The following is a 13,840-nucleotide window of genomic DNA, read 5'->3' as shown; positions in this document are numbered from 1 at the left end:
AATAATTTTAAAATCTTGATTTAATTATAAGCAGAGATTATGACAGCAATATGACATTCAACCTTTTTTTTCCTCTGGTTTTAAAGGTAATGAAAAACTAAATGTCGTTCCTGAGCCTGCCTTGCTTAAAACATTGATTTCGCCGCCTAATGTATGGACAAGCTTTTGTGTGATTGCCAATCCAAGTCCAGTCCCGCCTGAGCTCCGAGCTCGGGATTTATCAACACAATAAAATCTTTCCCATATATGAGGGATATCTTTGAGGGGAATACCATTTCCCATATCAATGACTGCAATTAATATTTTATCCTTATGTATCTCAACAGCTATCGTGATCGCAGAATTTTCAGGGGAGTGCCTGATTGCATTACTAATTAGATTAGACAGTACTTGCTGCAGTCTATCAGAATCGGTAGAAATCAATGGCAACTGCAGCGGTAAATTGAATTTAAGTTCGAGGTTTTTTTCTAATAATTGTGGGCTAAACTTGTCCTTTTCAAAAGTGAGAATATCGATAAGAGACACAGAAGTATATTTTATCGAAACCTTACCAGATTCTAGCTGAGCTAAATCAAGTAAATCGTCGATAAGACGGGTAATTCGTTGTGATTCAGTAACAATCGTTGTAAGATATCGGCGTTGCTGGTCGGGTTGGACAGCTAATCCGTCCAGTATAATCTCTGCTAAAGCTTGAATTGAGGTAACGGGAGTTTTAAGTTCATGGGTTACATTGGCAAGGAATTCACGACGATTACGTTCTGCATTTGCTAGTGATTCCGCCATAGTATTTAAGGTTTTCCCCAACGCCCCAACCTCGTCACTACCTGTTGCTGTAGTACGAGCAGAATATTCACCCATAGCAAATAATTTGGCAGTTCTACTCATATTTGAAATCGGTCGTGTAATGCTGCGGGATATTCCTAATCCTAAAGTTACAGCAATAAATATTCCCAGCAGTATCGAATAAGTCAGAATTTGTTCGATCGAATCGACTGTTTTGGTAATACCAACTATGGGTGTATACAAAAACAAAGCGGTTGGAATAGGAGTATTAGTTAGCGGTAGTGCTACAACCAGTGAGGGATCTATTTGTTTGCGGCCAGTCCTAGTCCATGTTTGGGGGGTGCCTTCAAAAAGGGCGCCAATTTCTTCTCTTTGTTCAGGAAATGGGCGCCGCCAACGAGGCGGGGGGCTGCCATCAACAAGCGTACCATTTTTGTCTGCAAGCCAAATCGTTGCACCAGCTAGTTCCCCAATTTGCGGCAGGGCCGGACCAAGAGTTCGTCCGCCTTGCCCGCTACTCTCAAGTAGAGATATTATTGTAAGTCCTTTGCTTACAAGCTCTTCTCGTTTTGTGTTTATTACATGTTCTTTTATAAAATAAGACATAAATAGCCCTAAAGTTAAGGTGCAAACTAAAATGACTATTAATTGAGAAAGCATTAGTTTACTAAAAATAGAACGTATCATTTTCCTATAACCTCAAATTTATAACCTATTCCCCATACAGTATGTATATAGTTAAAATTGTTACTTACTATTTTTTGGCGCAAACGTTTTATGGTAGCATCAACAGTGCGATCATCTCCATCAAACTCATATCCCCAGACGTTAGTTAGCAGTTGGTCACGTGAGAACACAACTTTTGGATGGCGTGCTAAAAACGTAAGTAATTCGTATTCTTTGGGAGGTAAATTGACCTGTTTTCCGCTAAGTTCAACTGTTTGGTGAATAATGTTAATGATAAGACCAGGCAACTTTAAGCTTGAACCCGTTTCGTCAAGCAGACCGCTTCTGCGCAATACTGCTTTAATTCGAGCAACAAGCTCTCTTGGACTAAAGGGTTTAGTTATATAGTCATCAGCACCAAGTGAAAACCCGGTGATTTTGTCACTCTCAGATGTTTTGGCAGTAAGAAATATAATAGGAACAGTGCGTTCTATTGAACGACAAATATCCCAGCCTGAAATTTTAGGCAGCATAATATCCAAAACCAACAAATCGGGCCGCTCTTTTGTTTCGATTGCAAGAGCTTGTTCACCGTCATTTGCCGAGAAAACTATAAAGCCTTCGTTTTCCAAATACAATTTTACAACCTCAAGTATACTTGGTTCATCGTCAGCTACTAAAATTTTCATTTTATTTTCAACCTCCGTATATTGCTCACCATTATTAAACATGCTATCATATTTCGTGGCGACAAGCTATATTTTGGGCGGTATCTCTTTGAGCTGCACCAGATTTTGTTGAAAACATAAAATGAAATACGCCGCTTAGATCCTTGAGGCTGAGACGGAATTAGGCAAGCAGTTTTAATACTACAGGCCATTCCTTGCTGTTATCATTAGGGAATGGCCTTTATTTTTTAGGTTTACCAGGCGTATTTGGCAGGCATTGATTAAGTAATTAGGAGGGGCTTTATGAGAATTGTAAATAAAGTGGACCAATTAAAGGATGTAATTCGACAGTTAAAGCTTGCAGGCAATACAGTTGGTTTTGTACCAACAATGGGATATCTGCATGAAGGTCACCTGTCACTTATGCGCCAGGCCAAACAGGAACAAGATATTGTAGTAGTAAGTATATTTGTAAATCCGCTGCAATTTGGTCCCACTGAGGATTTTGCTGTTTATCCTCGCGATTTGGCTAGAGATAGTGCTATGGCTGAAAGTGTTGGGGTGGATATTGTATTTGCTCCCGAGATTGAAGAGATGTATCCAAATGGTCATAGTAACTTGCTTACTGTTGTGGATGTGAGCGAGCTCACTGAGGGTTTATGCGGTGCTTCCCGTCCAGGTCATTTCAGGGGTGTTACAACAGTTGTTAATAAACTTTTTAATATAGTTGAACCAGATGTTGCTTATTTTGGACAAAAGGATGCACAGCAGGTTGCAGTAATAAAGCAAATGGTTAACGATTTAAATATTAATGTTAAAGTAGTGGCAGTACCTATTGTAAGAGAAAGTGATGGTTTAGCGCTATCGTCAAGAAATGTTTTTTTAAGCAAAGATGAACGCCAAGCGGCATTAATTTTAAGCAAATCTCTAAAACTCGCTTCCACGTTGTTAGCTGAAGGTGAGAGAAATGCAGATATTATCCGTTCAGCAATGACTAAATTAATTAGCGATGAGCCACTAGCTAAAATTGATTATATCGCTATTAATGATGCTGTTACATTAGCGGATGTTATAAATATTGAGAAGCCTGTTTTAATTGCTCTTGCTGTTAAAATCGGAAAGACTAGATTAATCGATAATATGGTATGGGAGGGATAATATATGTTTCGCACAATGTTTAAATCAAAACTTCACAGGGCTACCGTAACCGAAGCCTGCCTTAACTATGTCGGCAGTATTACGATTGATGAAGACCTGATGGATGCAGCTGATATTTTTATAGGTGAAAAGGTTCAAGTTGTTAATAATAATAATGGTGCAAGGCTTGAAACTTATGTAATACCTGGTGAAAGAGGTACAGGAGTAATTTGTTTAAATGGTGCGGCAGCACGATTAGTGCAGCCCGGCGATAAGGTAATTATTATAACTTATGCAATGATGGAAGATAAAGAAGCCAAGGATTTTAAACCAACTGTAGTATTTTTAAATGATAACAATAAAATCGAAGATATCAAGGCAGCCGAACAGCATGGTGAAATTCGCTGATTGACAGAATTTGCCCTGATGATTATGATTAGGTAGATATTCTTTTTATCTGAGGACTAAGCTAATCTAATAATCCCGACTTCTACAAGCGGGAGTATACCTAAAGGGCACAGGCGAGCGGTTCGATGACAATAATCCAGATAGGATAAAATCCACCTGAATTAAGACTCACTTTATCTAGAGGTGTACAGTTACTATTAACTAGGAGGAATCCTATAGTGCGTTCTAGTATTTTAAATTTACTGCGGCAGCGCTCGGGAGAGTATTTATCAGGTGAAGAAATTGCTAAACAACTTGATGTCTCTAGAACAGCAGTTTGGAAACATATGCAGGAACTAAAGCAGGGTGGTTACGCAATAGAGGCTCACTCAAGGCGTGGATATTGCTTCAGGCAAGCACCTGATTTACTTCTGCCTGATGAAGTTAGTACTGGACTTAAGACCAAGTTTATCGGCTGCAAAATACATTACTTCAATCAGATAGATTCAACAAATAATGAGGCCAAAAAAATTGCTGCTGCTGGTGCTGCTGAGGGAACTGTGGTTATCTCAGAGGAGCAAAACGGCGGTCGCGGAAGGTTATCACGGGGTTGGTTTTCACCGGAGAACTTAGGTATTTGGATGTCGATAATTTTAAGACCGCCATTTAACCCACAAGATGCTCCCAAATGCACGTTACTGGCAGCAGTCGCAATTGCTAAAGCGATTCGTCAAGTAACAAATGTTAACTGCGGTATTAAATGGCCTAATGATATACTTTATGATGGCAAGAAGCTAGTAGGCATTCTAACTGAAATGAGTGCTGAAATGGATGCTATTAATCATATTGTCATCGGAATGGGGATCAATGTTAATATTACAGAAAACGAATTCCCAGATGAGCTGAAGGATATAGCTACATCACTGCGAGTGATTGTTGGTGAGCCGATTTCTCGTGTTAAGTTATTGCAGGAAATTCTATCTCAGTTAGAAGAGCTATATATGAGTGCTATTAAGAACGGTTTCCCAGAAATTCTGGATGACTGGCGTAAGTATTCTGTAACACTTGGACAGACTGTTAATGTAATTGGCATTAACACTCAGTTTTCCGGTGTAGCTGTAGATATAGACGAAGACGGGGCGCTGCTTGTTGAAACTGAGAACGGCAAACAAAAAGTGATTGCTGGCGATGTATCAATTCGTCCCAAACAGACTAGCTAATCAAAATAAGCTAAACTTTTATTTGGGGGACTAATAATGCTTTTAGTTTTTGATATTGGCAATACCAATATTGTGCTTGGTGCATACGAAGGTGACACACTTTTAATGCACTGGCGAATTTCGACCGATAGGCAAAAAACAGGCGATGAATATGGTATGCTTATTAACAACTTATTTACATTTCACGGTTTAAGTATTAAAGATATAAATGCTGTTATTATTTCTTCAGTTGTGCCGCCATTGGTTGTGCCTCTGTCGAAAATGTGTCAGCGATATTTTAATGTTGATCCGTTGGTAGTCGGACCTGGAATAAAAACAGGTATTTGCATAAAATATGAAAATCCACGCGAAGTAGGAGCTGACCGTATAGTAAATGCAGTCGCTGCTCTTGCACGTTATGGAGGACCTTTAATCATTGTAGATTTTGGAACTGCGACCACATTCTGTGCTATATCTGCTAATGGTGACTACTTAGGTGGTGCAATTTCACCAGGTATTGGAATTTCGACCGAAGCTTTATTTCAACGAGCTGCAAAATTGCCGAGAATTGAGCTAGTTAGGCCAAAAACTGTTATATGCCGTAATACTGTAGCTAGCATGCAATCCGGTATTATTTTTGGTTTTACTGGACAAGTTGATGAGATTGTCCGCCGGATGAAAGAAGAACTTGGTACTGATGCTAAAGTAGTTGCGACTGGCGGTTTGGCTAATTTGATAGCACAGCAATCCCGCACTATCGATGTGGTCGAACACTTCCTTACTTTAGAAGGTTTACGCATTCTCTATGAACGCAATTCATAGTAACAATCGGCGCGATTAACAGTCGCGCCGTTAATTTTTGTGTGTAAGGGGAACGGATTGAACCGCAGAGTACACAGAGTACGCAGAGGGGTTACGGAGGGAACGAACGCGATATTATCGCGTATTAAATCCTAATAAATTACTCCGCGTGCCCTCTGCGACCTCCGCGTACTCTGCGGTTAATAATCGTATTGATTTTTGTTTCAAGGATATATTTTGCGGATAAAATAGATTTATTATGGTTTAAGGAGCGATTGTATGAAGATCGGCAATATTGAACTAGCCAATCCCGTAATATTGGCCCCTATGGCTGGTGTAACGGATTTGCCGTTTCGACTTTTGGCTAAAGAAATGGGCTGTGGGTTGGTTTATTCAGAGATGGTGAGTGACAAGGGACTGATATACCAAAATTGTCATACCTTAGAAATGCTTAAGAGCGATGAAAGAGAAAGACCTGTTGCAGTTCAAATTTTTGGCTCTGAGCCTGATAGTATGGCAAAGGCTGCTCAAATAGTTGAAAAATCAGGAGCGGCAGATATCATTGATATAAATATGGGGTGTCCGACACCAAAGATTGTTAAAAATGGAGAAGGTTCGGCCTTAATGCGTACCCCTGATTTAGCATTTGAAATTATGACTAGTGTTGTTAACGCCGTAAGTTTGCCAGTAACAGTAAAGGTGCGAAAAGGCTGGGATGATAAGTCTGTTAACGCAGTTCAAATGGCAAAACTAGCTGAACAAGCTGGAGTATCGGCAGTTGCTGTTCATGGTCGAACTCGAGAGCAGTTTTATACTGGTAGTGCAGATTGGAACATTATTAAACAAGTTAAAGATAATGTTAGAATACCTGTTATAGGGAATGGTGATATACGATCACCAATAGATGCAGTCCAAATGTTGACTGAAACTAACTGTGATGGCATAATGATAGGGCGTGGAAGTCAAGGCAATCCCTGGATATTCCAACAAGTCTCCAATTATCTTTTAAATGGTGAACTACTACCTGCGCCAACAATGAGCGAACGAGTGGATATATTACTTAGACATTTAGATATGCTAGTGGCTTATAAGGGTGAATATATTGGTACTAGAGAAATGCGTCGTCATGCAGCTTGGTATACTAAAGGAATGCCTCATTCTGCTGAGTTAAGGCTAAAGTTTAACCAAGCTGAATCAAAACAGGACTTTATTGATATATTACATCAAATACCATCGCTTATCGGGCAGTGTGATTAGGCTGATGTAAGCGGTAGCGAACGGGAAGTGTTTTCATGCTCTCAATGCTGGTTTTACCTGTGGCTAATGGTATTTTGCCACGACCACAAGGCGGGCGAATTACTGGTATGTTTCTTTTGGATCATGGGGGAAGGCAACTGAACGAGGTTGGAATTGGCCAAGATATTTTGGCTTGCCCTTGGAATATAAACGACGAAAACCTATATCCCGTAGGGGTAATTGCACGAATTGTAAATATTACCGAAGAAGTGGCTGCTGATGAGCATGGCAGTCAGATTTCTGTACTTGTTGTTACGTTAGAGGGGCGAGAACACGCCCGCTGGCACTCATTAAATTCAACTTCAAGTTATCTAATGTCTAAAAGTGTTGAGCGTCTTAACTTTAAGGAAATGCGTAAGGAATATCCTGTTATATCAGGGGCCGGATGGCAGCCTGAGGGAGGATATACAGAATTTCGTGGTAATTCAGATATACCTGTGACTATTTATGGTGTAGATTTAAAAACAGGTCAAAGAGTAAGTATGACTGGAAATTTAGGGCGTCTAGTCACACAGGAACAAGCCCATACAATAGAGCATGCAATAATAAGAGCATTAAAATCTTGCTGTTTGTGCACCCCTCGGACACTTATTGAAGCAATGGCTCAGGAAACTACTGAGCTTAAAAAAACCGTTGAATTGAGTATCAAATACACGTTGCCTGAGGTTTTAGGGCAAACAGCCAGTGGTTCATGTGGTAATCCAATGACAAATTTAGCTCAATTTTATTTGGCTAAAGAATTTGCAGATAATATTCAGGCTGGAAACAATCTTAATCAGGCGCTAACCCAGGCTCGTCGAGCTACTATGTCACAATTGACTGATGATTTAGGGTTAACTATGAATTCAGGACTCAGAGTGATGCAGGGACTAAAAAAGGGAATGAGTCATGATGACACTCTGCTTAAGTTGGACATATACAAAAAGGTAATTGGGCGATTCCCCTTTGAACCTTGGGGGTAAGCCTTTTCTTTTTGTATTCTTAAATTACCTATATATAACTCAGTTAGCAATTATTAGCCATACATTTGTGAATTTCCACTTTTAATGCTAAAATATGTATATGCATGTATGTACACAACCTTGTGTACATATACTAAGGTTAGAAAATGCTAATTGGCTAATGTTTATAATATTGTGGGAGATGAGAGCACATGCTGCTGAGGATTGGTGAAAAAATTATCAACCGGCAGAAGATTTACCAGGTGATAGACTCAGCCTTAGAACTAAGAAGTCAAGGTTTATCACAACAGGAGGTCGCTAATAAGGTTGGACTGGATAGAACAGTAATTTCTAAACTTGAAACCTTAGGTGAAGTGCGTAAAGGCGGAAAAGTAGCATTAGTCGGCTTTCCTATAAAAAATTGCGAAGAATTGGCACAGGTTGCACGGCAACAGGGAGTGGACTATAGTCTATTGATGTCAGAAAACGAACGCTGGGATTATGTTGAAGCAAAATCAGGCGTTCAATTATTTAATAATATTATGGAAATTGTCGCTAGGCTTAGACAGTATGATGTTGTCATCATGCTGGGCTCTAATATGCGAATTAAGTTAATGGAAGCATTACTGGATAAAGAGGTAATTGGAATAGAAATTGGCGAGTCTCCAATTGCCGAAGATAAATATGTAGATCCAAAAAAATTATTAAATATTATTAGCCAACTGCGTTTTTGACAAAATAATAGATGTTCTAAACAATCAATGACTTCCGAGGGAGCAATGATGAAACGAGTTGTAAGTATAAGTCTAGGTTCATCTAAACGCAATCACCAGGCAATTGAGACAATTGCAGGGCAAACTTTTTGTATTGAGCGTATCGGTACCGACGGAAATAAGCTAAAGGCCATAGAAATTATTAAGGAGATGGATGGAAAAGTTGATGCTTTTGGTTTAGGAGGGACGGATTTATATATTTATGCTGGCAATAAGCGGTATACATTTCGTGAATCGGTTCAAATAGCATCTGCAGCCCAATATACTCCAATAGTTGATGGTAGTGGACTCAAAAATACGCTTGAACGACGCGTTGTAAAACATTTAGAATTAAATCAAGGTATACAATTTAAAAATAGGTCAGTTTTAGTTGTCTGTGCTGTAGATAGATTTGGCTTAGCAGAAGCGCTAGTTGAAGCTGATAGTAATATAGTATTTGGTGATCTAATGTTCGGCTTAGGAATAGACTTTCCAATCCGAAGCTTATCTGGGCTTGCGCGGTTGGCAAGGATTATTGCTCCCGTGGTAACGAAATTACCAATTAGCTGGTTCTATCCGACTGGTAAACAACAGACAATGATTAAGCCTAGATTTACTGAATATTTTGAAGCAGCGGATATTATTGCTGGCGACTTTCACTTTATTCGTCGCAATATGCCATATAGGCTAACGGATAAAATTATTATTACTAATACTGTAACTAAAGAAGATCAAGAGCTGCTGCGAGAACGGGGAGTTGCTACTCTTGTAACTTCTACTCCCGATATGGGAGGGCGTTCTTTTGGTACAAATACAATTGAAGCAATACTTGTCGCAGTATCAGGGAAAAAACCTGAGCAGCTTACTGCACAGGATTATGGAATACTATTAGATCAGATAGGCATTGAGCCGCGAATTACTAATTTGGCTCGGTGAAAGGGGGATTACATATTTGGAAAAGTTCGCGTTTATTGTACACCCGCTGACAGCGAAAGACTTTGCTCGTAAATTTCCCATCGCTCAGAATTTGTCCGATGGCTTTCTTGAAGGGATTATGAAGTATATACCTCCAGTAAAGGTTTCACATATAACTGGATTAGAATCTACTCAAGCACAAGGTGAAGGATGGTTTATTGGTTGTCCGCTCACATCTAAGCAAATGATGGAACTTCCCGAACAGTATGTTATTAATAAAATTATTAAAGCCGGTAAGATGGCTGAAAAACTTGGTGCAGGTATAGTCGGTCTGGGTGCTTTTACTTCTGTCGTAGGCGATGCCGGCATAACAATTGCAAAAAATTTAAATATTGCAGTAACTACAGGTAACAGTTATACAGTAGCTACTGCACTCGAGGGAACTAGAGAAGCAGCTAAGGTAATGGGGATCGAGCTTGAGCGAGCCAATATTTTAGTGCTTGGAGCTACAGGTTCTATAGGTGCTGCATGCGCGCAAATGCTGGCTCAGGAAGTGCGCTACCTTACTTTAGCAGCACGTAGTGAAGCTAAATTGGAAAAAATTGCTGAACAAATTTTGCGTTCTACAGGTTTAGCCGTGAGAGTCACGGCAAATACTAAATCTGCTATAAAAGCAGCTGATATAATAATAGCTGTAACTAGCGCAGTTGACAGTATTATAGAGCCTGAAGATCTAAAGCCAGGAGCAATTGTTTGTGATGTATCCCGTCCGCGTAATGTATCGCGGAGTGTTGCCGAGATGCGTAATGATGTTTTGGTCATAGAAGGCGGGGTTGTTGAAGTGCCAGGAGATATAAACTTTGGCTTAAATTTTGGATTTCCAACTGGTACTGCATATGCTTGTATGGCCGAGACTATGATTCTAGCTTTAGAGAAAAGATATGAAAACTTCACACTTGGACGCAATTTAACGGTTAAGCAAATTGACACTATAGCTCAACTAGCAAAGAAACATGGATTTAAGCTTTCTGGTTTGCGCAGTTTTGAACGTGCGTTAACATATGAAGAAGTAGAATCTATCAAAAAGAATGCGGCGGCAGCTACTGAAGCCAAGCAGAGAAGTATCAGCTAGAAATTATTGACAAAAGTCATTTTTAAACATATAATATTGCAATAAGTAAGGAAGGAATAACATCTACATATAGAGCAAACACGGCTGCTATTGACGATTGGAACAATGCGCGGGTGTTTAACTATCCGACATAGGAAAGTATACTTTCCTTAGGATTAGCAATACATAGCTTTCCCTCGAGAAGGCTTATGTTCTTATACTGTAGGAAAGTTATTTTTCCGATAGTATAAAAAGTGTCAAGTTATACTTGGCACTATTTATATTGTCTATTAGGCTGATTTTTCGGTGGAATTACTGTCATTAGTAGGTTTTTCAGAATACAATAGTACAGATTAACGCGCAAAAAGGAGAGCAATTAAATGGCAGAAAAGCAGATTATGCTTACTTTAGAAGGTTTAAAAAAACTAGAGACCAAGCTGGAGCATCTTAAAACAGTCCGCCGTACTGACGTCGCAGAGCGTATTAAACAAGCTATTGAGTTCGGTGACATTAGTGAAAACTCCGAATATGAGGATGCTAAAAATGAGCAGGCATTTATTGAAGGGGAAATTATGACCCTTGAAAAGATGCTTCGCAACAGCAAAATCATCGATGAAGGCGATATCGGAACAGATGTGGTCAGCCTTGGATGCACTGTAAAACTTAAAGATTTAGAGTTTGATGAAGATCTTCAGTATACAATTGTAGGTTCAGCGGAAGCCGATCCTACTGAATTTAAAATTTCAAATGAATCGCCAGTTGGTCAGGCCATTATTGGGCAAAAAGTTGGCAGTGTTGTAGAAGTAAATGTTCCTGCGGGTATTTTAAAATATGAAGTTTTAGAAATTACACGACAGTAAGGAACCTTATTGGGGGAGATTTTTTTTATTATGACAGAAGTAAATGAGCAAGAACTTCAGCGCGAAGAACTTAACGAGTTAATGCAGGTTAGACGAGAAAAGATGTCGGCTATAGCGGCTCAAGGAATTGAGCCGTTTGGTCGTAAATATAACGTTACTCATCATGCTTCAGATATACTTGAAGGCTTTGAGACACTAGAGGGACAAACAGTAAAACTTGCTGGACGGATCATGGCTGTTCGCGGTCATGGAAAAGCAAGCTTCATTCACTTGATGGACATGTCTGGTAAAATACAATTATATTTTCGTCAGGATGTTTTAGGTGAAGAAAGTTACGGAAGATTTCATTTACTAGATATTGGTGATATTATTGGCGTTGAGGGTGTTGTGTTTAGAACCCAAAAAGGCGAGATTAGTGTAAAAGCAACTAGTTTTGAGATTCAAGCTAAATCGTTGCGCCCACTCCCAGAAAAATGGCATGGACTCAAAGATGTTGAGACCCGCTACCGACAAAGGTATCTTGATTTAATTGTTAACCCAGACGTTCGTAATACATTTGTGCTTCGCAGCAAGATTGTTAAAGCCTTACGTCAGTTTTTAGATTGTGAAGGATTCTTAGAAGTAGAAACGCCAATGATGCATCCAATAGCCGGAGGAGCATCTGCTCGCCCGTTTATTACTCATCATAATGCTCTTGATATGAACTTATATCTGAGGATAGCACCTGAACTTTATCTAAAACGCCTTATTGTTGGCGGTTTCGAAAAAGTCTATGAAGTTAATCGCTCTTTCCGCAATGAAGGCATTTCAATACGGCACAATCCTGAGTTTACTATGGTTGAACTTTATCAAGCTTTTGCGGACTATAATGATGTAATGAAGTTAACCGAAGAAATTATATCAACTATTGCCAAAGAAGTGCTTGGTACAACTAAAATTTCCTATCAAGGGCAAGAAATTGAACTGGCTCCACCATGGAATCGCATGAGTATGACTGAGGCAGTTCAAAAATATACTGGGGTTGATTTTACTACTGTCAAAACACTCGATGAAGCAAAAAAGATTGCTGATCGTCTTGACGTTAAATATGAGAAAAAAGATGGTATTGGCGGTATATTAAATAATATCTTTGAAGATAAGGTTGAAGAACATTTAATACAGCCAACATTTATTACAGGTCATCCAACAGAAATTTCACCGCTAGCAAAACGCAATAAGGAAAATCCTGATATTACTGATCGATTTGAAGCTTTTATCTTTGCTCGTGAAATGGCAAATGGATTCTCTGAGCTAAACGACCCAATAGATCAGGAAGGCCGCTTCTTGGCCCAGGTTGCACAACGTGAGGCCGGCGATGATGAAGCGCAAATGATGGATAAGGATTATATTACTGCTCTAGAATACGGACTTCCGCCAACAGGTGGTTTGGGTATTGGTATTGACCGTTTAGTTATGCTGTTGACAGATAGCTACTCGATAAGAGATGTATTACTATTTCCACATATGAGACATAAGGATTAAACCATTAAGCTGCGAGCATGCTCGCAGCTTTTTTTATTCTTACTGTTATTGTAGCTTACAACTAACACTAACATATAGATATTGACACTATTCTCGTGATATGCTAATATATCGAAGTCGCTTTAATTGGTGTAGATCAATTCTCCAATATGTGGTTGTTGACATCAGTGCGTAGATTATGTTAATATAAATAAGTCGCTGATGAACAAGGCAAAATATGCCAAAAGTAGTGACACAAGATACGAAAATAAAATATTGACATGACAAACGAGTTGTGTTAATATAGATAAGCTGTCAGATGGCAGCAACGCAGTACAAACTGCGAAGTGTTCCCTGAAAACTAAACAATGTAAGAAGAATTAATGCCAGATGTGCGGTGCTCATTGAGCACAAAACGTTAATCGTGCAAACGAATTAACAAAAGCAATTTCGAATTATAAAGAGCCATCAAGGTTCTTCATAAATAAATTTTATGGAGAGTTTGATCCTGGCTCAGGACGAACGCTGGCGGCGTGCCTAACACATGCAAGTCGAACGGGGTAACGTCCAGCACTAAGTGTTTTTGTAAACGGTGAGTAACTTTGCCGGCGCATATGAGCGAACGATAGTGAGCTCATTACGCCCTCCCAAAGTGCCAACACCTACAAAATAAGAACACTAAGTGCTGGGCGGTACCTAGTGGCGAACGGGTGAGTAACGCGTAGACAACCTGCCTTCTAGATGGGGACAACGTTCCGAAAGGGACGCTAATACCGAATGTTGTATTGAATCCGCATGGGTATGATACTAAAGGTGGCCTCTGA

Annotated in this window: 13 protein-coding genes and 1 rRNA gene; 12 read left to right on the top strand and 2 right to left on the bottom strand. The window is 39.5% G+C overall.

Annotated features, from left to right (window positions below; genetic code table 11):
• Positions 1 to 57 precede the first annotated feature (57 nt).
• Both V6C17_RS11170 and V6C17_RS11165 read right to left on the bottom strand, forming a co-directional pair.
• The gene (locus V6C17_RS11170; protein WP_333522660.1) at positions 58 to 1,470 is read right to left on the bottom strand and encodes a sensor histidine kinase; all 1,413 of its coding nucleotides are present in this window, start codon (positions 1,468 to 1,470) and stop codon (positions 58 to 60) included.
• The gene (locus V6C17_RS11165) at positions 1,467 to 2,138 is read right to left on the bottom strand and encodes a response regulator transcription factor (RefSeq protein WP_333522659.1); all 672 of its coding nucleotides are present in this window, start codon (positions 2,136 to 2,138) and stop codon (positions 1,467 to 1,469) included. The genes V6C17_RS11170 and V6C17_RS11165 overlap by 4 nt, the downstream gene beginning before the upstream one ends.
• A gap of 282 nt (positions 2,139 to 2,420) precedes the next feature.
• Between V6C17_RS11165 and panC the strand changes: the two genes are divergently transcribed.
• The 12 genes from panC to V6C17_RS11105 all read left to right on the top strand — a co-directional run.
• Positions 2,421 to 3,275 carry a pantoate--beta-alanine ligase gene (gene panC, locus V6C17_RS11160; protein WP_333522658.1) on the top strand — a complete coding sequence of 285 codons (855 nt, stop codon included), beginning with the start codon at positions 2,421 to 2,423 and terminating at the stop codon, positions 3,273 to 3,275.
• A 3-nt stretch (positions 3,276 to 3,278) separates the two neighbouring features.
• Positions 3,279 to 3,662 (top strand): aspartate 1-decarboxylase, encoded by a 384-nt coding sequence (gene panD, locus V6C17_RS11155; protein WP_333522657.1) that lies wholly within the window; start codon positions 3,279 to 3,281, stop codon positions 3,660 to 3,662.
• A 218-nt stretch (positions 3,663 to 3,880) separates the two neighbouring features.
• Positions 3,881 to 4,861 carry a biotin--[acetyl-CoA-carboxylase] ligase gene (locus V6C17_RS11150; RefSeq protein WP_333522656.1) on the top strand — a complete coding sequence of 327 codons (981 nt, stop codon included), beginning with the start codon at positions 3,881 to 3,883 and terminating at the stop codon, positions 4,859 to 4,861.
• A gap of 36 nt (positions 4,862 to 4,897) precedes the next feature.
• Entirely contained in the window at positions 4,898 to 5,662 is a 765-nt protein-coding gene (locus V6C17_RS11145; protein WP_333522655.1) for a type III pantothenate kinase, read from the top strand.
• 258 nt (positions 5,663 to 5,920) lie between these two features.
• The gene (dusB, locus tag V6C17_RS11140; RefSeq protein ID WP_333522654.1) at positions 5,921 to 6,898 is read left to right on the top strand and encodes a tRNA dihydrouridine synthase DusB; all 978 of its coding nucleotides are present in this window, start codon (positions 5,921 to 5,923) and stop codon (positions 6,896 to 6,898) included.
• 35 nt (positions 6,899 to 6,933) lie between these two features.
• Positions 6,934 to 7,899, top strand: coding sequence for a hypothetical protein (locus V6C17_RS11135; protein ID WP_333522653.1), 966 nt, complete (start codon positions 6,934 to 6,936; stop codon positions 7,897 to 7,899).
• Between the two features lie 191 nt (positions 7,900 to 8,090).
• Complete coding sequence (locus V6C17_RS11130; protein WP_333522652.1) at positions 8,091 to 8,612, top strand: transcriptional regulator; 522 nt, start codon at positions 8,091 to 8,093, stop codon at positions 8,610 to 8,612.
• A gap of 45 nt (positions 8,613 to 8,657) precedes the next feature.
• On the top strand, positions 8,658 to 9,566 hold the full coding sequence (locus V6C17_RS11125; protein WP_333522651.1) for a quinate 5-dehydrogenase: 909 nt from the start codon (positions 8,658 to 8,660) through the stop codon (positions 9,564 to 9,566).
• Between the two features lie 16 nt (positions 9,567 to 9,582).
• Positions 9,583 to 10,677 (top strand): saccharopine dehydrogenase NADP-binding domain-containing protein, encoded by a 1,095-nt coding sequence (locus V6C17_RS11120; protein ID WP_333522650.1) that lies wholly within the window; start codon positions 9,583 to 9,585, stop codon positions 10,675 to 10,677.
• 359 nt (positions 10,678 to 11,036) lie between these two features.
• Entirely contained in the window at positions 11,037 to 11,516 is a 480-nt protein-coding gene (gene greA, locus V6C17_RS11115; RefSeq protein ID WP_333522649.1) for a transcription elongation factor GreA, read from the top strand.
• A 30-nt stretch (positions 11,517 to 11,546) separates the two neighbouring features.
• Entirely contained in the window at positions 11,547 to 13,037 is a 1,491-nt protein-coding gene (gene lysS / locus V6C17_RS11110; protein ID WP_333522648.1) for a lysine--tRNA ligase, read from the top strand.
• Positions 13,038 to 13,506: 469 nt separating this feature from the next.
• Positions 13,507 to 13,840: ribosomal RNA gene (locus tag V6C17_RS11105) — 16S ribosomal RNA — on the top strand; the annotation flags it as partial.

Source organism: Dendrosporobacter sp. 1207_IL3150 (genome assembly GCF_036763085.1).
GTDB lineage: Bacteria > Bacillota > Negativicutes > DSM-1736 > Dendrosporobacteraceae > JBAIYU01.
Note: the sequence above shows the minus strand (reverse complement) of the source record. Positions and strands in the feature narration are given on the sequence as shown.

What these genes read in the sequence shown, in the direction of transcription:
- dusB (WP_333522654.1), top strand. Translation starts at nt 5,921, where the DNA reads ATGAAGATCGGCAATATTGAACTAGCCAATCCCGTAATATTGGCCCCT.
- V6C17_RS11165 (WP_333522659.1), bottom strand. Translation starts at nt 2,138, where the DNA reads ATGAAAATTTTAGTAGCTGACGATGAACCAAGTATACTTGAGGTTGTA.
- greA (WP_333522649.1), top strand. Translation starts at nt 11,037, where the DNA reads ATGGCAGAAAAGCAGATTATGCTTACTTTAGAAGGTTTAAAAAAACTA.
- panC (WP_333522658.1), top strand. Translation starts at nt 2,421, where the DNA reads ATGAGAATTGTAAATAAAGTGGACCAATTAAAGGATGTAATTCGACAG.
- V6C17_RS11170 (WP_333522660.1), bottom strand. Translation starts at nt 1,470, where the DNA reads ATGATACGTTCTATTTTTAGTAAACTAATGCTTTCTCAATTAATAGTC.
- lysS (WP_333522648.1), top strand. Translation starts at nt 11,547, where the DNA reads ATGACAGAAGTAAATGAGCAAGAACTTCAGCGCGAAGAACTTAACGAG.
- V6C17_RS11135 (WP_333522653.1), top strand. Translation starts at nt 6,934, where the DNA reads ATGCTCTCAATGCTGGTTTTACCTGTGGCTAATGGTATTTTGCCACGA.
- V6C17_RS11145 (WP_333522655.1), top strand. Translation starts at nt 4,898, where the DNA reads ATGCTTTTAGTTTTTGATATTGGCAATACCAATATTGTGCTTGGTGCA.
- V6C17_RS11125 (WP_333522651.1), top strand. Translation starts at nt 8,658, where the DNA reads ATGATGAAACGAGTTGTAAGTATAAGTCTAGGTTCATCTAAACGCAAT.
- panD (WP_333522657.1), top strand. Translation starts at nt 3,279, where the DNA reads ATGTTTCGCACAATGTTTAAATCAAAACTTCACAGGGCTACCGTAACC.
- V6C17_RS11130 (WP_333522652.1), top strand. Translation starts at nt 8,091, where the DNA reads ATGCTGCTGAGGATTGGTGAAAAAATTATCAACCGGCAGAAGATTTAC.